At 63.6% G+C, this 22,663-nt stretch carries 20 protein-coding genes; 12 read left to right on the forward strand and 8 right to left on the reverse strand.

The genetic code is table 11. The annotated features are described in order from the left end of the window. The first annotated feature begins 110 nt into the window (after window positions 1–110). The 6 genes from ppc to ACSSU5_RS16260 all read left to right on the forward strand — a co-directional run bounded on the left by ppc (window position 111) and on the right by ACSSU5_RS16260 (window position 6,566). The gene (ppc, locus tag ACSSU5_RS16235; RefSeq protein ID WP_492559286.1) at window positions 111–2,738 is read left to right on the forward strand and encodes a phosphoenolpyruvate carboxylase; all 2,628 of its coding nucleotides are present in this window, start codon (window positions 111–113) and stop codon (window positions 2,736–2,738) included. Window positions 2,739–2,995: 257 nt separating this feature from the next. Next, the gene (adk, locus tag ACSSU5_RS16240) at window positions 2,996–3,646 is read left to right on the forward strand and encodes an adenylate kinase (protein WP_264310017.1); all 651 of its coding nucleotides are present in this window, start codon (window positions 2,996–2,998) and stop codon (window positions 3,644–3,646) included. Window positions 3,647–3,731: 85 nt separating this feature from the next. After that, a complete protein-coding gene (gene tsaB / locus ACSSU5_RS16245) occupies window positions 3,732–4,406 on the forward strand; it encodes a tRNA (adenosine(37)-N6)-threonylcarbamoyltransferase complex dimerization subunit type 1 TsaB (protein ID WP_492559287.1) in 675 nt (224 codons plus the stop codon). Window positions 4,407–4,537: 131 nt separating this feature from the next. After that, window positions 4,538–4,834, forward strand: a complete 297-nt coding sequence (locus ACSSU5_RS16250) for a hypothetical protein (RefSeq protein WP_264310015.1) — start codon at window positions 4,538–4,540, stop codon at window positions 4,832–4,834. A gap of 3 nt (window positions 4,835–4,837) precedes the next feature. Further along, entirely contained in the window at window positions 4,838–5,707 is an 870-nt protein-coding gene (locus ACSSU5_RS16255; RefSeq protein ID WP_492559288.1) for a DUF72 domain-containing protein, read from the forward strand. 28 nt (window positions 5,708–5,735) lie between these two features. Further along, window positions 5,736–6,566 (forward strand): isocitrate lyase/PEP mutase family protein, encoded by an 831-nt coding sequence (locus ACSSU5_RS16260; protein ID WP_492559289.1) that lies wholly within the window; start codon window positions 5,736–5,738, stop codon window positions 6,564–6,566. Between the two features lie 67 nt (window positions 6,567–6,633). Here the strand turns inward: ACSSU5_RS16260 and ACSSU5_RS16265 are convergent, their stop codons facing one another. Further along, window positions 6,634–7,254 carry an energy transducer TonB gene (locus ACSSU5_RS16265; RefSeq protein WP_264310012.1) on the reverse strand — a complete coding sequence of 207 codons (621 nt, stop codon included), beginning with the start codon at window positions 7,252–7,254 and terminating at the stop codon, window positions 6,634–6,636. Window positions 7,255–7,357: 103 nt separating this feature from the next. Here ACSSU5_RS16265 and ACSSU5_RS16270 point away from each other — a divergent pair, with 103 nt between their 5' ends. Further along, on the forward strand, window positions 7,358–8,134 hold the full coding sequence (locus tag ACSSU5_RS16270) for a class I SAM-dependent methyltransferase (protein WP_264310011.1): 777 nt from the start codon (window positions 7,358–7,360) through the stop codon (window positions 8,132–8,134). On the opposite strand, the gene ACSSU5_RS16275 is transcribed toward ACSSU5_RS16270, so the two are convergent. Continuing rightward, window positions 8,131–8,772 (reverse strand): TetR/AcrR family transcriptional regulator, encoded by a 642-nt coding sequence (locus ACSSU5_RS16275; RefSeq protein WP_319026086.1) that lies wholly within the window; start codon window positions 8,770–8,772, stop codon window positions 8,131–8,133. The genes ACSSU5_RS16270 and ACSSU5_RS16275 overlap by 4 nt on opposite strands. Window positions 8,773–9,009: 237 nt before the next feature. Between ACSSU5_RS16275 and ACSSU5_RS16280 the strand changes: the two genes are divergently transcribed. The 3 genes from ACSSU5_RS16280 to ACSSU5_RS16290 all read left to right on the forward strand — a co-directional run bounded on the left by ACSSU5_RS16280 (window position 9,010) and on the right by ACSSU5_RS16290 (window position 15,061). Continuing rightward, complete coding sequence (locus ACSSU5_RS16280; protein ID WP_264310009.1) at window positions 9,010–10,413, forward strand: LLM class flavin-dependent oxidoreductase; 1,404 nt, start codon at window positions 9,010–9,012, stop codon at window positions 10,411–10,413. A gap of 475 nt (window positions 10,414–10,888) precedes the next feature. Further along, a complete protein-coding gene (locus ACSSU5_RS16285; RefSeq protein WP_264310008.1) occupies window positions 10,889–11,989 on the forward strand; it encodes an efflux RND transporter periplasmic adaptor subunit in 1,101 nt (366 codons plus the stop codon). Window positions 11,990–11,995: 6 nt separating this feature from the next. Continuing rightward, window positions 11,996–15,061: an efflux RND transporter permease subunit gene (locus ACSSU5_RS16290; RefSeq protein WP_264310007.1), complete on the forward strand. Its 3,066-nt coding sequence runs from the start codon at window positions 11,996–11,998 to the stop codon at window positions 15,059–15,061. 132 nt (window positions 15,062–15,193) lie between these two features. Here ACSSU5_RS16290 and ACSSU5_RS16295 read toward each other — a convergent pair whose 3' ends face one another. From ACSSU5_RS16295 to plsB, 3 genes are all read right to left on the reverse strand, one after another. After that, window positions 15,194–15,883: a DUF4197 domain-containing protein gene (locus ACSSU5_RS16295; protein WP_264310006.1), complete on the reverse strand. Its 690-nt coding sequence runs from the start codon at window positions 15,881–15,883 to the stop codon at window positions 15,194–15,196. Window positions 15,884–15,916: 33 nt separating this feature from the next. After that, a complete protein-coding gene (locus tag ACSSU5_RS16300; protein ID WP_492559290.1) occupies window positions 15,917–16,315 on the reverse strand; it encodes a YbaY family lipoprotein in 399 nt (132 codons plus the stop codon). 76 nt (window positions 16,316–16,391) lie between these two features. Continuing rightward, window positions 16,392–18,878 (reverse strand): glycerol-3-phosphate 1-O-acyltransferase PlsB, encoded by a 2,487-nt coding sequence (gene plsB, locus ACSSU5_RS16305; protein ID WP_264310004.1) that lies wholly within the window; start codon window positions 18,876–18,878, stop codon window positions 16,392–16,394. Between the two features lie 232 nt (window positions 18,879–19,110). On the opposite strand from plsB, the gene ACSSU5_RS16310 reads away from it, so the two are divergent. Then, window positions 19,111–19,320, forward strand: coding sequence for a cold-shock protein (locus ACSSU5_RS16310; protein ID WP_027595776.1), 210 nt, complete (start codon window positions 19,111–19,113; stop codon window positions 19,318–19,320). Window positions 19,321–19,389: 69 nt separating this feature from the next. Here the strand turns inward: ACSSU5_RS16310 and ACSSU5_RS16315 are convergent, their stop codons facing one another. From ACSSU5_RS16315 to dapE, 3 genes are read right to left on the reverse strand one after another with little or no spacing between them, the layout of a single operon-like run. Next, complete coding sequence (locus tag ACSSU5_RS16315) at window positions 19,390–19,767, reverse strand: hypothetical protein (protein WP_264310003.1); 378 nt, start codon at window positions 19,765–19,767, stop codon at window positions 19,390–19,392. A gap of 17 nt (window positions 19,768–19,784) precedes the next feature. After that, on the reverse strand, window positions 19,785–20,597 hold the full coding sequence (locus ACSSU5_RS16320) for a putative RNA methyltransferase (RefSeq protein ID WP_492559291.1): 813 nt from the start codon (window positions 20,595–20,597) through the stop codon (window positions 19,785–19,787). Then, window positions 20,597–21,748, reverse strand: a complete 1,152-nt coding sequence (dapE, locus tag ACSSU5_RS16325; RefSeq protein WP_264310001.1) for a succinyl-diaminopimelate desuccinylase — start codon at window positions 21,746–21,748, stop codon at window positions 20,597–20,599. The genes ACSSU5_RS16320 and dapE overlap by 1 nt, the downstream gene beginning before the upstream one ends. Before the next feature lie 208 nt (window positions 21,749–21,956). Between dapE and ACSSU5_RS16330 the strand changes: the two genes are divergently transcribed. Beyond that, complete coding sequence (locus tag ACSSU5_RS16330) at window positions 21,957–22,607, forward strand: DUF1120 domain-containing protein (protein WP_264310000.1); 651 nt, start codon at window positions 21,957–21,959, stop codon at window positions 22,605–22,607. Window positions 22,608–22,663: the final 56 nt, after the last annotated feature.

Below are 22,663 nucleotides of genomic sequence, written 5' to 3' on the forward strand. Positions count from 1 at the left end.
TTAGTTTGCTTTGCCGATCACGGCTTGCCATGGCCGCTCGGCTGGGGGCACTCTTGGCCCAGTGCTGTTTCCTGAACGGGTGCGCCAAAGCTGCGCGACAGAGAGGGCCAATGACCGATATCGATGTGCGTTTGCGTGAAGATGTCCATGTGTTGGGGGAGCTGCTCGGCGAGACCATTCGTCAGCAGCATGGCGATGCGTTTTTGCAGAAGATCGAGGACATCCGGCACAGCGCCAAGGCCGACCGCCGCGTCGCCGGCGAGCAATTGAGCTCGACCTTGGCGGACCTGGCCGATGAAGACTTGCTGCCGGTGGCCAGGGCGTTCAACCAGTTTCTCAACCTGGCCAACATGGCCGAGCAGTATCAGTTGATCCGCCGTCGCGATGCCGACCAGCCAGAGCCCTTCGAGGCACGCGTGCTGCCTGAGCTGCTGGCACGCCTGAAGCAGGCCGGGCATGGCAACGACGCCCTGGCCCGGCAACTGGCCAAGCTGGACATCCAACTGGTACTGACCGCGCACCCCACCGAGGTTGCGCGGCGCACCTTGATCCAGAAATACGACGCCATCGCCGCGCAGTTGGCGGCCCAGGACCATCGCGACCTGACCCCCGCCGAACGCCAGCAGGTGCGTGAACGCCTGCGCCGGCTGATCGCCGAAGCCTGGCACACCGAAGAGATCCGCCGCACCCGGCCAACCCCCGTGGACGAGGCCAAGTGGGGCTTCGCGGTGATCGAACACTCCTTGTGGCAGGCCATCCCCAACCACCTGCGCAAGGTCGATAAGGCGCTGCACGACGCCACCGGTCTGCGCCTGCCGCTGGAGGCCGCGCCCATCCGCTTTGCCTCGTGGATGGGCGGCGACCGGGACGGCAACCCCAATGTCACGGCGGCGGTAACCCGTGAAGTCCTGTTGCTGGCGCGCTGGATGGCTGCCGACCTGTTCCTGCGTGATATCGACGCCCTGGCTGCTGAGCTGTCCATGCAACAGGCCAGCAGCGCGCTGCGCGAGCGTGTCGGCGACAGCGCCGAACCCTACCGCGCCGTGCTCAAGCAATTGCGCGAGCGCCTGCGCGCGACCCGTGCCTGGGCGCAGCTCGCCTTGACCAGCAGCCAGCCCGCCAGTGCCGACGTGTTGGTGGACAACCGCGACCTGATCGCACCGTTGGAGCTGTGTTACCAGTCGCTGCATGAATGCGGCATGGGCGTGATCGCTGAAGGCCCGCTACTCGACTGCCTGCGCCGTGCTGTGACGTTCGGCCTGTACCTGGGGCGCCTGGACGTGCGCCAGGACGCCGCCCGCCACCGTGATGCGCTGACCGAGATCACCGATTACCTGGGCTTGGGGCGCTATGCCGATTGGGATGAAGAGCAACGCATCGCGTTTCTCCTGGCCGAACTGAAAAACCGTCGGCCGTTGCTGCCTGGGCATTTCCAGCCCCAGGCGGAAACTGCCGAAGTGCTGGCCACCTGCCGGGAAATTGCCGCTGCCCCGGCGGCTTCGCTGGGCTCTTATGTCATCTCCATGGCCGGTGCTGCTTCGGATGTGCTGGCCGTGCAGCTGCTGCTCAAGGAAGCCGGGTTGACCCGGCCGATGCGCGTGGTGCCGCTGTTCGAGACCTTGGCCGACCTGGATAACGCAGGCCCGGTGATGCAGCGCCTGCTTGGCCTGCCGGGCTATCGCGCCGGGCTGCGCGGGCCGCAGGAAGTGATGATCGGCTATTCCGACTCGGCCAAGGACGCCGGCACCACGGCGGCAGCCTGGGCGCAGTACCGGGCTCAGGAAACCCTGGTACGCATCTGCCGCGAGCATCAGGTCGAGCTGCTGCTGTTCCACGGCCGTGGTGGCACCGTTGGCCGTGGCGGCGGCCCAGCCCACGCGGCGATCCTGTCACAGCCTCCAGGTTCGGTGGCCGGGCGTTTCCGTACCACTGAGCAGGGCGAAATGATCCGCTTCAAGTTCGGTTTGCCTGGCATCGCTGAGCAAAACCTCAACTTGTATTTGGCAGCGGTGCTTGAGGCCACCTTGTTACCGCCGCCGCCACCGCAGCCTGCCTGGCGTGAGGTCATGGACCAACTGGCAGGCGATGGCGTGCAGGCGTACCGCAGCGTGGTGCGGGACAACCCCGATTTCGTCGAGTATTTCCGCCAGTCGACGCCGGAGCAGGAGTTGGGCCGCCTGCCGCTGGGTAGCCGCCCGGCCAAGCGCCGCGCTGGCGGTATCGAGAGCTTGCGGGCCATTCCGTGGATCTTCGGCTGGACCCAGACGCGCCTGATGCTACCCGCCTGGCTGGGCTGGGAAACCGCCTTGAACAATGCCTTGCAACGCGGCCAGGGCGAGCTGTTGGCGCAGATGCGCGAGCAATGGCCGTTCTTCCGTACCCGCATCGATATGCTGGAGATGGTACTGGCCAAGGCCGATGCACAAATCGCCGAGGCCTACGACGAACGTCTAGTGCAACCGGATCTGCTTCCTTTAGGTGTGCATCTGCGCGACCTATTGTCGCAGTCTTGCCAAGTGGTACTGGGCTTGACCGGGCAGCCGGTGCTACTGGCGCACAGCCCCGAGACCCTGGAATTCATCAGCCTGCGCAACACTTACCTGGACCCGCTGCACCGCCTTCAGGCCGAGCTGCTGGCGCGCTCGCGCAGCCGCGAAGCCGCTCTGGACAGCCCGTTGGAACAGGCCTTGCTGGTTACCGTGGCGGGCATTGCCGCAGGCCTGCGCAACACAGGCTAAGGCTACCCGTGGCTCGCTTAGGGTGGCTGCAGCCAGGGAGGTAACAAAGGACGGGCAGGGCGGTTGCGCCGAGCGCAACCGCCTGCCGCGCAGGTCGCAAGTGGCGCATTCCTGCAACTTTGGGACGCTTGTATGGCTGCCGGGCGCTGTGTATCTTGAGCAGCCTTCTGACCGATTTATGGTCATACCCGATTTTCCGGACTTGGCCCTGTTTGCCGAATCCATTGAATTTCATAAAAAAATTTGAGGAGCACGAGATGCGCGTAATTCTGCTGGGAGCTCCCGGGGCCGGTAAAGGTACTCAGGCAAAGTTCATCACCGAAAAGTTCGGTATTCCCCAGATCTCCACCGGTGACATGCTGCGTGCTGCCGTCAAGGCCGGCACCCCCCTGGGCCTGGAACTGAAGAAAGTCATGGATGCTGGCCAGCTGGTCTCCGACGAGCTGATCATCAGCCTGGTCAAGGAGCGCATCGCCCAGCCGGATTGCGCCAACGGCTGCCTGTTCGACGGTTTCCCACGCACCATTCCGCAGGCCGAAGCGATGGTCGCCGCCGGTGTCGACATTGATGCCGTGGTCGAAATCGCTGTTGACGATGAAGAAATCGTCGGCCGTATGGCCGGTCGCCGCGTGCACCTGGCCTCGGGCCGCACCTACCACATTCAGTACAACCCGCCGAAAGTGGAAGGCAAGGACGATGTGACGGGCGAAGACCTGATCCAGCGCGACGACGACAAGGAAGAAACCGTGCGTCATCGCCTGTCGGTCTACCACACCCAGACCAAACCGCTGGTCGAGTTCTACCAGACGCTGTCGGCTGCCAATGCTGGCAAGCCCAAGTACAGCCACATCGAAGGTGTCGGCTCGGTCGACGCCATCACTGCCAAGGTGCTGGCAGCCCTGAGCTGATCCACGCCTTGCATCACAACGGCCCGCTTGCGGGCCGTTGTCGTTTATACTGGCGCTCTTTTCCCTGCACCTGGAAACCCGTTCGATGACCACCCTGCTGGCCCTGGATACCGCCACCGAAGCCTGTTCCGTCGCCCTGTTGCATGACGGCAAGGTAACCAGCCATTACGAGGTGATCCCGCGTCAGCATGCGCAAAAGCTGCTGCCGATGATCAAGCAACTGCTGGCTGATTCGGGCGTAGGTTTGAATGCACTGGATGCCATCGCATTTGGCCGTGGCCCAGGCGCCTTCACTGGTGTGCGGATCGCCATCGGTGTGGTTCAGGGCCTGGCGTTCGCGCTTGAGCGCCCGGTACTGCCGGTATCCAACCTGGCCGCGTTGGCGCAAGGGGCATTTCGTGAACAGGGCGTGCAGCAGGTGGCTGCCGCCATCGATGCGCGCATGGATGAGGTGTACTGGGGCTGCTACCAGGCAACCGCCGGCGAAATGCGCCTGATCGGCCAGGAAGCGGTACTGCCGCCCGAGCGCGTGGCGTTGCCCGACGCCAGCACGGGCGAGTGGTTCGGTGCAGGCACCGGCTGGGGGTATGCCGAGCGACTGGCAGTGCAGGTCGCTGCCAGCAATGCCGCGGCCTTGCCCAATGCTCTGGACATCCTCAGCCTGGCCTGCTTTGCCTGGGCGCGCGGCGAGGCAATCAGCGCCGAACAGGCGCAACCGGTGTACTTGCGCGATAATGTCGCCACACCCAAGAAGCGCTGAGTGTTGTTCGTCGGTTATCGCCACTGACGATAAAACCTTTCGCGCGAACTGTGGTCCAGTTATCACTCGAGCATTAGCGACGGAACTCTGATGCTGCTAAATTGCCATCATTGGTCCTGAGTGTTCACGCCATGCGTATCGACGGTTTCTCATCGCAGTCCTATCCGGTCAAGCGCACACCGCGCAAAGCGGCGGTGCGCGACGAGGCAATCGAAGATGCCGACGTTATCGAAAACGTCGAGCAAGGCGAAGTTGCCCATGAGGCCGCCATTCGCCGTCGCAGCGGTGGCCTGCCAGCCCGTCAGCAAGACATGATCTTCCCTCGCGCCCGTGACCGGCGCACTGCAACCGCACTGGCCAGCTACCTGAGCACAGCCGGTTTCAACGATTGGGACATGGAAGTACTGGGGCTCGACCTGTACATTTGAGGGATGAATCCCTCACCTCTGCCTTATTTTCTGGGTTGTCCGTCGTGGAGCGAAAACGCCTGGCGCGATTACCTGTACCCCGCCGATGCCCGAGCCAGTGAATACCTGGGTCTCTACAGCCAGGTGTTCAACGCGGTCGAGGGCAACACCACCTTCTACGCCAGCCCAGCCCCGGCCACCGTGGCGCGCTGGGCACAGGCCATGCCGGCGCACTTTCGTTTCACCGCCAAGTTCCCCCGCGAGGTCAGCCACGCAGCGGACCTGCGCGATCAACTGGACGCGGCGATCACCTTCACGCGTTTGATGGCGCCGCTGGGTGCGCGGGTATCGCCCTACTGGTTGCAACTGCCTGCCGTGTTCGGGCCTTCGCGTTTGGCAGAACTCAGCCACTTCCTGGATGAAGTACGCGTACCTGTGGCCGTTGAAGTGCGTAACGACGCCTTTTTTGCGCGGGGAGAGGAGGAGCGGCTGCTGAATCGGCTACTGCTCGAACGGGGTGTCGAGCGCATCTGCCTCGACCCACGGGCCTTGTTCAGTTGCACATCGCGCGAACCCGCCGTGCTGCATGCCCAGGCCAAGAAACCCAAGGTGCCGCCGCGCCCGGCCGCGTTCAGCCAACATCCCCAGGTTCGTTTCATCGGCCACCCGCAACTTGAAGCCAACGAAGCCTTTCTGACGCCCTGGGTAGCCAAGGTGGCCAGCTGGATCGAGGAAGGCCGCAGCCCCTACATCTTTCTGCACACCTCGGATAACCGCCTGGCTGCGGCCTTGGCCCAGCGTTTTCACCAGCGTCTGATGCAGCGCCTGCCTGGCCTTGCACCGTTACCGGAATTGCCACGCGCCCCCGAGGTCGAACAACTGGGACTACTCTGACCACTCCTGACTGCCTGAGGTTGAGACCATGGATGTGCAAACCCTGCGAGCCGAAGCCTTCAAGGCCCTGCACGAGCGCGATAGCGCCTTCGTCATCCCCAATCCGTGGGATGCCGGTTCTGCCAAGCTGCTGGCCAGCCTGGGCTTCGAGGCGCTGGCCACGACCAGCGCGGGCTTGGCGTTCTGCTTGGGCCGGCCGGATGCCGAAGGTGCCTTGAGCCTGGACGAAACCCTGGATAACGCCGGGGCAATCGTCGATGCCACGGCCCTGCCGGTTGCCGCCGACCTTGAGAACGGCTTTGGCGACCTGCCTGAAGACTGTGCACAGACCATCCTGCGGGCCGCCGAGGCGGGTCTTGTGGGGGGCTCTATCGAGGACGCCACCGGGCGCAACGACGCGCCTATCTACGACCACGGCCTGGCGGTCGAGCGCGTTCGCGCGGCGGTTCAGGCTGCGCGCAGCCTGCCTTTTCCGTTCACCCTCTGCGCCCGTGCAGAAAACCTGCTGCATGGGCGCCTGGACCTGGACGACACCATCCTGCGCCTGCAAGCCTATGCCGAGGCGGGTGCTGATGTGCTCTACGCGCCTGGGCTGCGCACCGTCGAAGAGATCCGCGCGGTGGTGCAGGCGGTGGCGCCTAAACCGGTTAACGTGCTGATGGGGATGGCAGGCGTGACGCTGAGCGTCAATCAGTTGCAGGACCTGGGTGTTCGGCGCATCAGCGTCGGCTCGTCGCTGGCCCGTGCGGCACTGGGGGCCTTCCATCGGGCCGCGCTGGAGATTCGCGATGAGGGCACGTTCGGCTATGGCGAACAGGCGCTGCCCTTCGCTCAGCTCAACGACCTGTTCCGCCGCTGATTCGCCGTGCGTGCCTTGCTGGCGCTGCTACTGGGCCTGGCAGATCTGCCGCTGAGCCCCTGCAGCTTCACGCGTACGCGCGAACGTTGTTCAGCACCACCGGGCGCGCCCAGTGGATGTCGAACTCCAGGTCGTTTTGCTGCTTGGCCAGGGTGGTTTCGTCGAAGGGTTCGGGGGCCGGGTCCAGCAGGTTGCTCTCGAACTCGGCGATAGGCAGGAACAGCGGGCGCGGGGAGGGGCCTGGGCCAGGCTCGGCAAGTGGGTGGCCCTGGCTCATGACCACCGGGCGCAACCAGCTGTTGCTCAGGTCCAGGTCGCGCTGTTGTTCGATCAGTTCGATGGCGCTGAACGGTTCGGCGGCGGGCTCCAGCAAATGCGCTTCCAGCTCGGCCTTGGGCAGGAACAACGGCTCGGGCGGTGCGACTTCGGTGTCCTGCACTTTGCAGGCGCGCTGGGCATCGATCAGCGCCAGCGCTCTGGCACCGCCAATTGGCTCGCCGCTGTCCTGATCGTACTGGACGAACGACTGGCTGATAGTGTCTGCGGGCTCTTCCTGCTGCTCGGCCATGGCGCGGGCAAAGAAATCCTGCCACAGGTGGCTGACGCCCCCGAGTGTCTGGGTATTCTGTTGACCGTAGTGGCCGACAGGCGACAGGTAGGTCAAACCGATGGGAAGAGTATCTGTCATGGCAGTCGCGCGCGTTGTGCTCTGGCAGAATAGCGGGATATTGCCTGTATCGGCCGTGGTTGCCGATTCATTAAGGCTTGGTTTGATTTTTTAGGTGTGGACGATGGAAGAGCAAGGCGCAGGTATCAGGGTCGAAGCGATGTCGGCTGAGTATGCGGAAAAAGCCACGGCGTGGGCCGAGCGCCTGGGCCTGCCGCTGCAGGACGATGCCGCCGGCTTTGCCGTGCAGGTGGGCGCTGAAGGCTTGCAGGTCCAGCAGTTGGGCCCACAGGCGCCTGGGCCGGTGCGTGTCGACTTCGTCGAAGGCCAGGCCGCGCACCGGCGCCAGTTTGGCGGTGGCAACGGGCAGATGATCGCCAAGGCGGTCGGTATTGCCCAAGGTGTTCGGCCGCAAGTGCTCGACGCGACTGCGGGGCTTGGCAAGGATGCCTTCGTGCTGGCCAGCCTGGGCTGCCAGATGACCCTGATCGAGCGCCAGCCGCTGATTGCTGCGTTGTTGGAAGACGGCCTGGCGCGGGGTCGTGCGGATGAAGAGGTGGGCCCGATCGTCGGGCGCATGCGCCTGCTGACCGGCAATGCCATCGAGCGCATGCGCACCTGGGAAGGGGAGCCGCCGCAGGTGATCTACCTCGACCCGATGTTCCCGCACAGGGACAAAAGCGCACTGGTGAAGAAGGAGATGCGCGTATTCCGGCCATTGGTCGGTGATGACCTGGATGCCCCGGCGTTGCTCGAAGCCGCCCTGGCGCTGGCCAGCCATCGGGTAGTGGTGAAGCGGCCGCGCAAGGCGCCGATCATCGACGGGCCGAAGCCGAGCCACAGCCTGGAAGGCAAGTCGAGCCGGTATGACATTTATCCGAAGAAAACGCTGAAGGCCTAAGGCCGGAACGCCCGCATGAACACCCCCACTACCTCACGCACATGCGCCTCGGCCTCATCCCCTTCCAACGGCCCGGCGCACCCCAGCAGCAACCGGTAATCCGGCGCGCCCTTGACCAGGCAGAAGAAGTGCTCCGCGGCGCGCAACGGGTTGTCGATGTGTAGCAATCCGCGCTGATCCACCCCGCGCAGCAGCGCTTCCATCCCCGCCAGCACGCGCTTGGGCCCGGCTTCGTAGAAGTACTCGCCAAACCCTGGGTCCTGGCTGCCAAGCGCGAAGATCAGCCGGCTCAGCTTGACTGACTCGTCGCTGCTGATCAGCGCCTGGAAGCCGCGGGCGATGGTCAGCAGCACATCCTCCAGCGCAGCACCCTCGGGGTACTCGAACAACAGGTCCGGCAGTTGGCCCTGGCAGGTCGCCATGACCGCCGAGCCGAACAACGTCTGCTTGTCGTTGAAGTGGCTGTAGACCGTAAGTTTTGAAACACCTGCCGCCGCAGCGACCGCATCCATGCTGGTGTTGGCGTAGCCAAGGCTGAGGAACAGCGTCTTGGCCGCTTCGAGGATCGCCTCGCGCTTGGCCAGGTCCTTGGGGCGACCTGGTCCGATGGGTGCGTCGTTGTGCATTGGAGTCTGTATCTGGTTGAAGAGTCGCTCATCTTAGCGGGTCGGACGCGTTGGGGCGAAAGCCTCCATGCAATACGTGCTGTCTGTCACTGGACAGTTGATCAGCAGTGATGTCGTCATACGGCCACACGATCCGCTTATGTTCGGCCTAAATCATTGAAATTAAACAAATATTTTATTGGCATGAATTGTGTTGATAGCCCCTCAAGGGCGCCGGACAGGTGCCAAGCCTATCGAACAGGAGTGACCATGCCACGCGAAATCCGTTTCAACGCCTTCGAGATGAACTGTGTCGGCCACCAGTCCCCCGGCCTTTGGCGACACCCCAAGGACCGTGCGTGGGAGTACAAGGACCTGGACTACTGGACCGACCTTGCAAAGCTGCTGGAGCGCGGCAAGTTCGACGGTATCTTCATTGCCGATGTCATCGGCATCTACGATGTGCTTGGCGGCAATGGCGACGCGGCCATTCGCCAGGCCGCCCAGGTACCGGTCAACGATCCGCTGGCGCTGATCACGCCAATGGCGCTGGTTACCGAGCACCTCGGGTTTGGCCTGACCGCCTCGCTGACTTTCGAGCACCCTTACCCCTTCGCTCGCCGTCTTTCGACGTTGGACCACCTCACCAAGGGCCGCATCGGTTGGAACATCGTCACCTCCTACCTCGACAGCGGCGCCCGCAACCTGGGGCAGAAGGCACTGAGCGACCACGATGCGCGCTACGACTACGCCGACGAATACCTGCAAGTGCTGTACAAGCTGTTTGAAGGCAGCTGGGAGGACGACGCCGTGCTGCGCGACCGTGAGCGCGGTGTGTTCAGCGATCCGCGCAAAGTCCACGAGATCCGCCACCACGGCAAGCATTTTCAGGTCCCTGGTATCCACCTCTGCGAGCCATCGCCCCAGCGTACACCGGTGCTCTACCAGGCCGGCGCATCGAGCCGTGGCAAGGGTTTTGCCGCCGGTCATGCCGAATGCGTGTTTGTCGCCGCGCCTTCCAAGGTGACCTTGAAAAAGACCGTGGCCGACATCCGCCGTCGCGCGGCTGAGGCGGGGCGCGACCCGCGCAAGGTGCTGATCTTCAACTTGCAGACGGTAATCGTAGACGAAACCGATGCCAAGGCGCAGGCCAAGTGGCAGGAGCTCAAGTCGTACACCAGTTACGAAGGCGCGCTGGCACTGATCTCCGGCTGGACCGGCATCGACTTCAGCCAGTACCAGCCCGACCAGGTGCTCAAGCATATCCATACCAACGCCATCCAGTCGGCGGTTGAAACGTTCTCCACCGCCGACCCGAACAAGCAGTGGACGGTGCAGGAGCTGGCCGACTGGGTGGGCATCGGTGGCTTCGGCCCGTTGATCGTCGGCAGTGCGCAAACGGTCGCCGACGCGTTGCAAGCCTGGGTCGAGGAAACCGACGTCGATGGGTTCAACCTGGCGTATGCCCTGGCCCACGAGACCTTCCGCGACGTGGTCGACCTGCTGGTGCCCGAGCTGCAGCAGCGAGGCGCCTACAAGACCGAATACCGCCCGGGTACGCTGCGCGAAAAACTGTTTGGCGATGGCCCGCGCCTGCCTGCCAGTCACCCGGCTGCCGGTTATCGCGACCTGAGCCGCCTGGCCGAACAGGCCAGCATCAGCGAACCGGCCTGAGCAAACAGTACCCTGGGTTGCACTGTTACGCAGAGAGCAGTGGTCATTGTGGGAGCGGCGATGCGGCGGTCCGACTTGCCCCGCGAATGAGGCCACGCGGTGCATGGCACCGGCTTCGCCGGTGTTCGCGGGCCAAGCCCGCTCCCACAGAGTCTCTACATTTGTTTCGGGCCAGTTACGCCTGTGAAGGCGGCGCGCGACCGCCTTGTTGGCCCGACGCGATATTGAGGCGGGTGCCAAGGGACCGCGCGCCCATGCCCCAGGAAGAATTGGCCCGAAACAAATGTAGGCGCGACGGTTCGGCGCCCCGACTTGCTCGCGATGCGCCGCGCGGGCGGCGCTCGATCTCACAGGCGCAACAAGCCTCAAACCCTACCCTGGAAAAACCACCGCACACCCTTCCCGGCACCGAATCCCTGATTTAATATACCCGCCAGTATAAATATTCGACGTGCTCTTCGCGAAAGGATTCATCATGTTGCGCCATGCCTTGTCCATCGCTCTGCCTGCTGCCCTCGCCGTGTTCCTGGCGGCGTGCGGCCAGGAAGCCGCAGCCCCTGCCGCGCCGCGCCCGGCACTGGTGATTCAGCCGCAGCCGGCCGAAGCGGCAGCCGACAGTTACCCCGGCGAAGTGCGTGCGCGCTTCGAGCCGGAGCTGGCCTTCCGCATTGCTGGCAAGGTCAGCAAGCGCCTGGTCGAAGAAGGGCAGCGGGTCAAGGCCGGGCAGCCGCTGGCCGAGCTGGACCCACAGGATGTGCGCTTGCAACTGGAAGCCAATCGCGCCCAACTGGCCGCCGCCGAAGCCAATCTTTCGCTGGTGCGCGCCGAGCGTGATCGCTACCAGAAGCTGCTGGACCGGCAGATGGTCAGCCACTCCCAGTACGATAATGCCGAGAACCTTTACCGCGCCGGCATGGCCCGCCTGAAGCAAGCCAAGGCCGAGTTCGATGTGGCCGGCAACCAGGCCGAGTACGCGGTGCTGCGTGCACCGCAGGCTGGGGTGATCGCCAAGCGCCAGGTCGAAGTCGGCCAGGTCGTCGCCACCGGGCAAACCGTGTTCACCCTGGCCGCAGATGGCGAGCGTGAGGTGGTCATCGGCCTGCCGGAGCAGCAATTCGCCCGTTTCGCCGTGGGCCAGGCCGTCAGCGTGGAGCTGTGGTCGCACCCTGGCGAGCGCTTCGACGGGCGCATCCGTGAACTCTCGCCCGCTGCCGACCCACGTTCGCGCACCTTCGCAGCGCGCATCGCGTTCACCTCGGCCAAGGCGCCGGCCGAACTCGGCCAGAGCGCACGCATTTTCATCGCCCATGAGGGGCTGATCCCCCTGGCTGTGCCGCTGTCTGCGGTCACTGCAGAAAACGGCCAGGCCTATGTCTGGCGGGTCAACCAGGACAGCCGCCTGGAGCGCACGGTGGTACGCCTGGGGCCTTATGGCACCGACAGCGTCCCAGTGCTCGAAGGCTTGAAACCCGGCGACTGGGTGGTCGCCGCCGGTGGCCATGTGCTGCGCGAGGGGCAGGCGGTGCGCCCCGTGGACCGCACCAACCGTGTAGTGAACCTGACGGCCAAGGAGTAAGTCCCGATGGGTTTCAACCTTTCCGCCTGGGCGCTGCGCAATCGCCAGATCGTACTGTTCCTGATGATCCTGCTGGCTGCCATTGGCGCCATGTCCTACACCAAGCTGGGCCAGAGCGAGGACCCGCCGTTTACCTTCAAGGCCATGGTCGTTCGCACCGTATGGCCCGGCGCCACGGCCGAGGAAGTGTCGCGCCAGGTCACCGAACGCATCGAGAAGAAGCTGATGGAAACCGGCGAGTACGAGAAGATCGTCTCGTTCTCCCGCCCAGGCGAGTCGCAGGTGACCTTCATGGCCCGCGATTCGCTACATTCCAAGGATATCCCCGAGCTGTGGTATCAGATTCGCAAGAAAGTCGCGGACATCCGCCACACGCTGCCACCGGAAATCCAGGGCCCGTTCTTCAATGACGAATTCGGCACTACGTTCGGCAATATCTATGCGCTGACCGGCGCGGGCTTCGACTATGCGGTGCTCAAGGACTACGCCGACCGCATCCAGATCCAGCTGCAACGGGTCAAGGACGTCGGCAAGGTCGAGCTGGTTGGGCTGCAGGACGAGAAAATCTGGATCGAGCTGTCCAACCTCAAGCTGGCGACCCTTGGCGTGCCACTGGAGGCCGTCCAGCAGGCGCTGCAAGAGCAGAACGCGGTGAGCACCGCCGGCTTCTTCGAGACGCCTAGCGAGCGCCTGCAACTGCGGGTGAGCGGGCGCTTCGACAGTGTCGAGCAGATCCGCCAGTTCCCGATTCGGGTAGGCGATCGCACCTTCCGTATTGGTGACGTGGCCGAGGTGCACCGGGGCTTCAACGACCCACCCGCACCGCGCATGCGCTTCATGGGTGAGGACGCCATCGGCCTGGCGGTCTCGATGAAGGACGGCGGCGATATCCTGGTGCTGGGTAAGGCCTTGGAGGGCGAGTTCGAGCGCCTGGCGCACAACCTGCCGGCCGGTATGGAACTGCGCAAGGTCTCGGACCAGCCTGCGGCGGTCAAGGCTGGCGTTGGCGAGTTCGTCCAGGTGCTGGTCGAGGCGTTGATCATCGTGCTGCTGGTGAGCTTCTTCTCCCTGGGCCTGCGCACCGGGTTGGTCGTGGCGTTGGCCATCCCGCTGGTATTGGCCATGACCTTTGCCGCCATGCACTACTTCGGCATCGGTTTGCACAAGATCTCGCTCGGTGCCCTGGTACTGGCGCTGGGCTTGCTGGTGGACGACGCGATCATTGCCGTGGAAATGATGGCGATCAAGATGGAGCAAGGCTACGACCGGTTCAAGGCCGCGAGCTATGCCTGGAGCAGCACGGCCTTCCCGATGCTCACCGGCACCCTGATCACGGCGGCGGGCTTCCTGCCTATCGCCACGGCGGCCTCCAGTACGGGCGAGTACACCCGCTCGATCTTCCAAGTGGTGACCATCGCGCTGCTGACCTCATGGGTTGCCGCGGTGGTGTTCGTGCCGTACCTGGGCGAGCGGCTGCTGCCGGACCTGGCCAAGCTGCATGCAGCGCGCCATGGCAGTGACGGGCACGCGCCAGACCCCTATGCCACGCCGTTTTACCAGCGCGTGCGGCGTGTGGTGGAGTGGTGCGTACGGCGACGCAAGACGGTCATCCTGCTGACCATCGCGGCGTTTGTCGGCAGCATTCTGCTGTTCCGTTTCGTGCCGCAACAGTTCTTCCCGGCCTCCGGGCGCCCAGAGCTGATGGTCGACCTGAAACTGGCCGAAGGTGCATCGCTGGCCAACACCGCCGAACGGGTCAAGCAACTTGAGGCCCTGCTCAAGCAGCAGGAGGGCATCGACAATTACGTGGCCTACGTCGGTACCGGTTCCCCGCGCTTCTACCTGCCTCTGGACCAGCAACTGCCGGCCGCCAGCTTTGCCCAGTTCGTCGTACTGGCCAAGTCGATGGAAGACCGTGAGCGCCTGCGCAGTTGGCTGATCAACACCATGGACCAGCAGTTCCCCGACTTGCGGGGCCGTGTCACGCGCTTGGAGAACGGCCCACCGGTGGGCTACCCAGTGCAGTTCAGGGTGACCGGCGAGCACATCGAGGTAGCCCGTGCCCTGGCCCGCGAAGTGGCGGACAAGGTGCGTGAAAACCCGCATGTGGTGAACGTGCACCTGGATTGGGAAGAGCCAAGCAAGGCGGTGTTCCTGGAAATCGACCAGGACCGTGCGCGCGCCCTCGGGGTGAGCACCACGCAGTTGTCGACCTTCCTGCAGAGCTCGCTGACCGGCACCACGGTCAGCCAGTACCGCGAAGACAACGAATTGATCGAGATCCTGCTGCGTGGCACCCACAAGGAACGCAGCGAGCTGGCTAACCTCGGCAGCCTGGCGTTGCCCACCGACAATGGTCAGAGCGTGGCGCTGTCACAGGTGGCGACGCTGGAGTACGGCTTCGAGGAAGGCATCATCTGGCATCGCAACCGCTTGCCAACCGTGACCGTGCGCGCCGACATCTATGACAAGGAGCAGCCCGCGACGCTGGTACGCCAGATCGAACCGACGCTGCAGGCCATCAAGGCCAAACTGCCGGATGGCTACCTGCTTGAGGTGGGCGGCACGGTGGAGGACTCCGAGCGCGGGCAGAAATCGGTGAACGCCGGCATGCCGCTGTTCATCGTGGTGGTGTTGAGTTTGCTGATGATCCAGCTGCGCAGCTTCTCGCGCACGGTGATGGTGTTCCTGACCGCGCCCCTGGGCTTGATTGGCGTGACCTTGTTCCTGCTGGTGTTCCGCCAGCCGTTCGGCTTCGTCGCCATGCTCGGCACCATTGCCCTGGCGGGGATGATCATGCGCAACTCGGTGATTCTGGTGGACCAGATCGAACAGGACATCGCGGCGGGGATGGAGCGTTGGCAGGCGATCATCGAGGCCACGGTGCGGCGTTTCCGCCCGATCGTGCTGACCGCGCTGGCGGCAGTGCTGGCGATGATTCCGCTGTCGCGCAGTGTGTTCTACGGGCCGATGGCGGTGGCGATCATGGGCGGGTTGATTGTGGCGACCGCGTTGACCCTGCTGTTCTTGCCGGCGTTGTATGCGGCGTGGTTCAGGGTCAGGAAAGACTGAAGATCGCAGGGGAGGGCGTTGCCCTCCATTCGCGGGACAAGCCCGCTCCCACAGATATCCCACTGCTCTCAGGAACAGTGGGATATCTGTGGGCTTGTCCCGCGAATGGGCTGCAAAGCAGCCCCTTGGCCATCACAGCACGCCAAATACCTTCTTGGCCAAGCTGGTAGCCGCCTCGGCCGGGTTCTGGCGAATGCTCTGCTCCTGCTTGCCAATCATCTCGAACAGGCCGTCCAGCGCCTTCTCGGTCACGTAGTTTTCGATGCTGGCGCTTTTGGCGTCGACCACGCCCAATGCCACCGCCTGCCCGGCAAAGCTGTTGTACTGCTGGGCCAGGCCCACCTTGTCGGTGGCTTGCTTGACGATGGGCAGGAACTTGGCGCGGATCTGTTCGCGGCTGCTCTTGTTCAGGTACTGGGTGGCCGAGTCGTCGCCACCGCTGAGGATGCCCTTGGCATCGGTCACGCTCATCTTCTTGACGGCATCGACCAGGATTGCCTGTGCTTGTGGCACGGCAGCCTCAGCGGCTTTGTTCATGCTGGTTTCCAGCGCGTCGACCTGATCACCCTTGCCGAACATCTTCATGGCCTTGGCGGCCTTGCCGAGGTTGCCCGGCAGTTCGATGCGCACATCCGGGTTGTTGTTGAAGCCGCCAGGGGTGCTCAGTTGCTTGACGGCAATTTGCGCGCCTTGGGTCAGGGCGTCTTTCAGGCCACCGGTGGCGTCCTTCTGGGTCAGGTCGCCCAGCGACAGGGCCAGGGCGCTGGCCGACAGCAGCAGGCCGGCGCAGAGGGTGGTGAAGCGCAGGGAGGAGCGGATCATGAAGCGTTCCTTGTGAACAGAAATGTACGGGTGTCAGCGAACCGGATCGACTTTGATCCGCACGGGCTGCGGGTCGCTGCCGTCGAGCTTCACGCCGTGGTGTTCGGTGTTGATGAACAGCAGTTTGCCGTCCAGCTCGATACGCGCGCTGACCGCATAGCGGTGGCCGGGCTTGACCTGGGCTGGGTCGTAGGTGAGGTGGAACGGCAGCGGCACGTTGCCTTTGATCGGGCCGGCCTGGCTGGCCAGGGTCACTGCCGGTGCGTCCATCAGCGACACGTCCTGCAAGCTCACGCTCAGGGTGGCGGCAGGGGGCAGGGCGATGCGCTGCAGGTAGAAGACTTCGCCATCCAGGCTAGCCTGGGTCGACGGGGTGTGGCTGGAGCAGGCTGCGAGCAGGGATGCACAACACAGCATAAAGAGCTTTTTCATGGATTCTCCGTAGTCCTTGGCGCTGGCTTGTGGCCAACCCCAGGGACTTTAGCGGATTTGCGCGGCAGATGAAGCCTCAGAGCGTGGAAGTTTCCAGGGAGTCGTCGCGGTGCAAGGCCACCTGGCGGATCGACAGGCGCAGTTCCGCCGACAGCACGCGTTTGGCCACGCCTTCGGCCAGCTCGGCAAGTTTGTCGTGGTAGCCCAGCTTGCCCTGCGCGTCCGCTTGCAGCACACCTTGCTCGATCAACGTCTGGATGAAGTGGCGGAACAGGGCCTTGTCGAAGAATTCCGGGGCATTCAGGCCATGCAGAATCGACAGGCGCTGGGCCATCATCACGCAGAGGTCTTCCAGTTCTTCGGCACTCAAGGTGTGCTGGCCGCTGTTGAGCAGCAGCGAGGTGGCCATGTAGAACCGCTGCAAGGTCTGGGTGATGTTGCGGGCCAGCAAGGTCAGCAACACGAACGGGCGCGAGCTGGGAGCCGGGCGCAGGTACATATCGTTTTCCTGGCGCAACAAGCCTTGTTCGACCAGTGCCGCGAGCCACTGGTCGATCACCTCGTCCAGCTGTTCTGGTGTCCAGCGCAGGAACAGCTCGGTCTGCAAGTACGGGTACAGCGCCTTGACATACTGGCCCAGCAGTTCGCGGCTCATGCGTGAGCTGCTGAGGAAGAAGCTGGCCAGCAGGGCTGGCAGGGCGAAGATGTGCAAGACGTTGTTGCGGTAATAGGTCATCAGCACTGCATCGGCTTCATCCAGATAAAGGATGCGGCCCAGGGCGTCCTTCTGTTCGGCCAGCAGCTTCATGCCTTTCACATGCTCGATCAGCGCCAGGCCGTCACCTTCCGGCAAGGTGGTATGGGGCGAGTAGGGCACCTTGCGCAACAGCGCCAGGTACAGGTCCAGTACGCGGCTCAGAGCGCGTTCGTCGAGGGCGTGGCGGCTGGTGGACAGCAGTGCCAGGGCCACCAGGTTGACCGGGTTGATCGCCGCGGCCTCATTGAGGCGACGGGCCACGGTTTCGCCCAGACGTGTGGTGGTTTCGTTCAGCCAGGCCGGGCGGAACTGTGGGCCGTGCTCTTGCTCACGCCAGCCGGGTTGCTGTTCGTCGAGGAAACCGGCCAGGCGGATGGGCTCGCCGAAGTTGACGTAGACCTGGCCGAACCGCTGTTTGAGCGCACTGAAGACCTTGAAGATGTCGAAGATCGATTCCTTCTTCTTGCTCGCGCCGCGCAATTCGCCCAGGTAGGTGCGGCCTTCGAGTACGCGCTCATAGCCGATGTACACCGGCACGAAGACGATAGGCGTGCGTGATGAGCGCAAGAAGCTGCGCAAGGTGATCGCCAGCATGCCGGTGCGCGGTTGCAGCATGCGCCCGGTACGCGAGCGGCCGCCTTCGACGAAGTACTCCACCGGGAACCCTTTGCTGAACAACGTGTGCAGGTATTCGTTGAACACGGCGGTATAGAGCGGGTTGCCCTTGAAGGTGCGGCGCATGAAAAAGGCCCCGCCCCGGCGTAGCAGGCTGCCGACCACCGGCATGTTGAGGTTGATGCCGGCAGCCACGTGTGGAGGGGTGAGGCCATTGCGGAACAGCAGGTACGACAGCAGCAAGTAATCGATATGGCTACGGTGGCAGGGTACGTAGATCACTTCGTGGCCAGGGGCGATGCCTTGCACCTGCTCGATGTGGTTGACCTTGATGCCGTCGTAGATCTTGTTCCAGAACCAGCTCAGTACCACTTCGAGGAAGCGGATCGCGGTGTAGGTGTAGTCCGAGGCGATTTCATTGCCATAGCGCAGCGCTTGGGCCTCGGCCTTGGCCAGCGGGATGCCCTCGCGCTCGGCCTCGTCGCTGATGGCTTGGCGCACTTGTGGCGCATGCACCAGGCCCTTGACCAGGTTGCGTCGGTGCGAGATGTCCGGGCCGATCACTGCCGTCTTGAGGTTACGGAAGTGCACGCGCATCAGGCGCTGGGCCATGCGCACGGTGCGCTCATGGCCTTTGTTGTGCTGCACGAGTTCACGCAGGTGGATGGGTGCGGAGAACTGTACCCGGGTCTTGCGCCCCAGAATCAGCACGGTCAGTAGCCGGCGCAGGCGCCCGGTGACTGCCCAGCTGTCGGCGAACAGCAACTTCCACGGGCTGGACTCACTGGCCGGGCTCTGGCCCCAGAACACGCTCACCGGGATGATCTGCGCATCTTCCTCGGCATGCTGGGTCACGGCCGCGACCAGGCGTTCTAGGGTGGGTGGGGCACCGCTTTTGTCCTGACGGCCTAGCCAATCGGGGTCGGGTGTCAGGTAGAAGAACCCGGCCGGCTCGTGCAGGGTGCCCACGGCGACCGGCAGCACGGGGCGTGGCAGCCCTGCTTTGGTGCATTCGCGGTCGAGTACCGCCAGGTCGGTCAACGAGGGCGAGGGCAGGGCATAGAACACTGGGCGGCTGCGGTCGAGCTTGAGCGTCAGCGACGACTGGTTGATGGTCTCGGAGCGCACCCACAGGTACAACAGGCGACGCAGGGCGCCGAAGATCAGGCGGCGCAGGGGGGAACGGGTCATGAGGTGTGTGCCCTGGGAATGATTTTCAGGTGAGTATCCAGCCATTTAGTCTGCTGTATGTGCGTAAGTTCAGCAAAAACCGGCAAAAAGCGGGAGCGTCATCAATTTTTTTTAATCTGTGTCATATACTCGGCCTGCCACTTGCAGGATATTTCGGCAAGCGGCGTCGGCACGTGGTGATGACTGCGTGCCTACAAGGCGATCTTCACAATAAAAATCCGGAGTAGTTCAGATGTCGTCTCGTGAGACTGGGAATGTAAAGTGGTTCAACGATGCCAAGGGCTATGGCTTCATTCAGCGCGAAGGTGGTGCGGATGTGTTCGTCCACTATCGGGCGATCCGCGGTGAGGGGCATCGTACCCTGGTCGAAGGGCAGCAGGTCGAGTACGCCTGCGTGCAGGGCCAGAAAGGCCTGCAAGCCGAGGACGTAGTAGGGCTCTGAGCCTCATGTGGTAAGCCTCAAGCTGCAAGTCCGTGTCACTTGCAGCCTGATGCGATCTTTCCAGCCCGTTCAGCTGGTGCGCCAGGTGATTTCCTCTTCACCGTCGGCGCTGATGCGGATCCAGCGATCGGCATCTTCTTCACCGTCTTCCTCGACCCAGCCACCCGGTGCGCAGCGTACTTCGACGCCAAGTGCGGCATGGGCGGCGCGGGCGCAGGCAACGTCATCAGCCCAGGGCGTCTGGTCGCTTTCCAAATAAAGGCTGTTCCATTTCCCTACAGCCTTGGGTAACCAGGTGACTGGAATGTTACCGGCCTTGCACTTGAAGGTCTGGCCTTTCTGCTGCCATTCGCTGCAAGGGCCGACGGCCTGGGTGAGCCACTCGGCAATCTGCTTGTGGTCGACGTCGGCGTCCTTCAGGTAAATCTCGATATCAGGTTGGCGCATAAGGGCTCCGGGTGTACTCAGTCTTGGCGCACGAAATAGTCATAACGCATGGAAACCGTGACCTCGAACGGCTCGGGCTGGTCGATCACCTGTGCCCGTTTTTCGGCGCTGGCGCGCCAGCCGTGTGGGGTCATGGCCAGCAGGTCGGCACGTGCCTTGGGCGCAACCAGGCTCAGGCGGAACTCGAGGGTTTCGCTGTGCGCATGGGCCATGCCTTCCGGCACCAGGGCAAGGTGCTTGTCGTCGGCGTACGGACGCACTTCATCGTAGAGCACTTCGCGCAGCTCCATCAGGTGGCCGCTGGTCGGGCCGACCCGCATCAGGCCACCGCCGGGGCTGAGCAGCCGTTTGGCTTCGTCCCAGTCCAGCGGGCTGAACACGCTGGCGATGAACTGGCAGCTGGCGTCTGCCAGGGGGACGCGGGCCATGCTGGCGACCATCCAGGTCACCGACGAATCACGCCGACACGCGCGTTTGACCGCTTCGCGCGAGATGTCCAGGGCGTAGCCGTCGGCGTCGGGCAGGGCGTGGGCGAGCTGCGCGGTGTAATAACCTTCACCGCAGCCGATGTCCAGCCAGGCGCCAGGCTGGCGCTCGGCGGCCAGCTCGGCCAGGCGACGGGCCACCGGGGCGTAGTGGCCGGCGTCGAGGAAGTCGCGTCGGGCCTCGACCATGGCCTGATTGTCACCGGGGTCACGGCTGTTCTTGTGCTGCACTGGCAGCAGGTTCAGGTAACCCTGGCGGGCGCGGTCGAAGCGGTGGCCGGCAGGGCACACCACGCCGTTGTCGAGCCGCGACAGGGCTGCCTGGCAGAGAGGGCAGGCAAGCATCAGGCGAGCAACCGGACCAGGGTCTGGTAGTAGATCTCGGTCAGCAGGTCGAGGTCACTGGCCAGGATCCGCTCATCGACCTGGTGAATGGTGGCGTTGACCGGGCCGAGCTCAACCACCTGGGTGCCCATGGTGGCGATGAAACGGCCGTCCGAGGTACCGCCGCTGGTGGACGGCTGTGTATCACGGTCGGTGACCGCCTTGATGCTGGCCGCCACGGCATCGAGCAACTCGCCCGGCTCGGTGAGGAAGGGCAAGCCGGACAGCGCCCAGTCAACGCTCCAGTCAAGCTGGTGCTTGTCGAGGATCGCCGCCACCCGCTGCTGCAAGCCTTCGACGGTCGACTCGGTGGAGAAGCGGAAGTTGAATAGCGCGGTCAGCTCGCCGGGCACCACATTGGTGGCGCCAGTGCCGGAATTGAGGTTGGAGATCTGGAAGCTGGTCGGTGGGAAGAACGCGTTGCCTTCGTCCCAGTGCTCGGCTGCCAGCTCTGCCAGAGCAGGGGCGGCCAGGTGGATCGGGTTGCGCGCCAGGTGCGGGTAGGCCACATGGCCTTGCTTGCCACGCACGGTCAGCTTGGCGCCCAGCGAGCCACGGCGGCCGTTCTTGACCACATCGCCGAGCAGAGTAGTGCTCGATGGCTCGCCGACGATGCACCAGTCCAGGCGCTCGTTGCGCGCTTTCAGGCGCTCTACCACAGCCTTGGTGCCATGGTGGGCCGGGCCTTCTTCGTCGCTGGTGATCAGGAACGCGACCTTGCCACGGTGATCAGGGTAATCACGTACGAAGCGCTCGCTGGCCACCACCATCGACGCCAGGCTGCCTTTCATGTCGGCAGCGCCACGGCCGCAAAGCATGCCATCGGCATCGATCAGTGCTTCAAACGGCTCGTGTTGCCACTGCTGCACCGGGCCGGTCGGCACTACGTCGGTGTGGCCGGCGAAGCACAGCACCGGACCGTCCTGGTGGCCATGGGTGGCCCAGAAGTTGTCGACGTCCTCGATGCGCATGGGTTCGAGCTGGAAACCTACGGCGCCCAGGCGGTTCATCATCTGCGCCTGGCAGTCGGCATCGACGGGGGTGACCGAGGGGCGACGGATCAGGTCGCAGGCCAGTTGAAGGGTAGGCGAGAGCTCGGCAGGGGCCGTCATGGGGAACTCCGGAAGCGGGCAAGGCTGGCAAAGGGGCGATAGTTTAAAGCAAAACCTTCAATGAAGAGTGCTGAGTCGACGCATTCACTTCGCCAGGGCAGTGCTTGGGGAACATGGATGGATTTCTCTCTGAGATTGTGGCCGGTGAGCCGCTAAGTTCTGCTCCGCCCTTGCGGGCTTACCTAAACATAGAGAGCAGAAATCAACCATGAGCATCAAACAGTGGATTGTCCTTACGGCGGCCTTGAGTTCAAGTAGCGTTGCGCTTGCGACCACGACCGACATCATCGTCACCGGGGTTATCAAACCGGGGGCCTGCACGCCGTCATTGAGTGGGGGTGGAGTTTTTGATTTCGGCGTCATTACGCCCGACCAGCTTGCCCAGTTACGTCAAACGCAGTTCAGGTCGCCGACTCAGCAATTGAACGTGAACTGTGATGCGCCTACCCGGTTCGCCTTGCGTGCTATCGACAACCGTGCTGGCAGTGCGAGCTGGACCGAAGGCGACCCCCGTGCCTTCGGCCTGGGGCTAAACGATGGGCAACGGATCGGTACGTACTTCATACAAACCCTAGCCAACAGCTATATCGCCGATGGCAGCAGCTCAGTACGGCGACTGGTTACCTCGGACAGTGGCGCCACCTGGCAGCCTGATAGCAACACTTCGTTTTCCCACATCTATAACGGTAGTGAGGGCCGATTTCATGGCTTTGCGGTAGGCGCTGAAGTGCCTACTGCCATTCGCCATTTGAGTGCAGATCTGCAAATCGACATGCGTGTAAATGGTTTGGCCGCTCTCTCTCTGGCGGACGATATCCACATCGATGGCGCTTCGACCCTCGAAGTAACCTACCTCTAGCGGGCGTCCAGGCCTTGCGCCTGCCGATCCGTTGGTAGGCGTTTATGTCTGTTGCC

Source organism: Pseudomonas sp. E1MeOHC2 (assembly GCF_058745025.1).

What these genes read in the sequence shown, in the direction of transcription:
- ACSSU5_RS16310 (WP_027595776.1), top strand. Translation starts at nt 19,111, where the DNA reads ATGTCGTCTCGTGAGACTGGGAATGTAAAGTGGTTCAACGATGCCAAG.
- ACSSU5_RS16260 (WP_492559289.1), top strand. Translation starts at nt 5,736, where the DNA reads ATGGATGTGCAAACCCTGCGAGCCGAAGCCTTCAAGGCCCTGCACGAG.
- adk (WP_264310017.1), top strand. Translation starts at nt 2,996, where the DNA reads ATGCGCGTAATTCTGCTGGGAGCTCCCGGGGCCGGTAAAGGTACTCAG.
- ACSSU5_RS16270 (WP_264310011.1), top strand. Translation starts at nt 7,358, where the DNA reads ATGGAAGAGCAAGGCGCAGGTATCAGGGTCGAAGCGATGTCGGCTGAG.
- ACSSU5_RS16315 (WP_264310003.1), bottom strand. Translation starts at nt 19,767, where the DNA reads ATGCGCCAACCTGATATCGAGATTTACCTGAAGGACGCCGACGTCGAC.
- ACSSU5_RS16330 (WP_264310000.1), top strand. Translation starts at nt 21,957, where the DNA reads ATGAGCATCAAACAGTGGATTGTCCTTACGGCGGCCTTGAGTTCAAGT.
- ACSSU5_RS16255 (WP_492559288.1), top strand. Translation starts at nt 4,838, where the DNA reads ATGAATCCCTCACCTCTGCCTTATTTTCTGGGTTGTCCGTCGTGGAGC.
- ACSSU5_RS16295 (WP_264310006.1), bottom strand. Translation starts at nt 15,883, where the DNA reads ATGATCCGCTCCTCCCTGCGCTTCACCACCCTCTGCGCCGGCCTGCTG.
- ppc (WP_492559286.1), top strand. Translation starts at nt 111, where the DNA reads ATGACCGATATCGATGTGCGTTTGCGTGAAGATGTCCATGTGTTGGGG.
- ACSSU5_RS16280 (WP_264310009.1), top strand. Translation starts at nt 9,010, where the DNA reads ATGCCACGCGAAATCCGTTTCAACGCCTTCGAGATGAACTGTGTCGGC.
- ACSSU5_RS16290 (WP_264310007.1), top strand. Translation starts at nt 11,996, where the DNA reads ATGGGTTTCAACCTTTCCGCCTGGGCGCTGCGCAATCGCCAGATCGTA.
- tsaB (WP_492559287.1), top strand. Translation starts at nt 3,732, where the DNA reads ATGACCACCCTGCTGGCCCTGGATACCGCCACCGAAGCCTGTTCCGTC.
- ACSSU5_RS16250 (WP_264310015.1), top strand. Translation starts at nt 4,538, where the DNA reads ATGCGTATCGACGGTTTCTCATCGCAGTCCTATCCGGTCAAGCGCACA.
- ACSSU5_RS16300 (WP_492559290.1), bottom strand. Translation starts at nt 16,315, where the DNA reads ATGAAAAAGCTCTTTATGCTGTGTTGTGCATCCCTGCTCGCAGCCTGC.
- ACSSU5_RS16265 (WP_264310012.1), bottom strand. Translation starts at nt 7,254, where the DNA reads ATGACAGATACTCTTCCCATCGGTTTGACCTACCTGTCGCCTGTCGGC.
- ACSSU5_RS16285 (WP_264310008.1), top strand. Translation starts at nt 10,889, where the DNA reads ATGTTGCGCCATGCCTTGTCCATCGCTCTGCCTGCTGCCCTCGCCGTG.
- ACSSU5_RS16320 (WP_492559291.1), bottom strand. Translation starts at nt 20,597, where the DNA reads ATGCTTGCCTGCCCTCTCTGCCAGGCAGCCCTGTCGCGGCTCGACAAC.
- plsB (WP_264310004.1), bottom strand. Translation starts at nt 18,878, where the DNA reads ATGACCCGTTCCCCCCTGCGCCGCCTGATCTTCGGCGCCCTGCGTCGC.
- dapE (WP_264310001.1), bottom strand. Translation starts at nt 21,748, where the DNA reads ATGACGGCCCCTGCCGAGCTCTCGCCTACCCTTCAACTGGCCTGCGAC.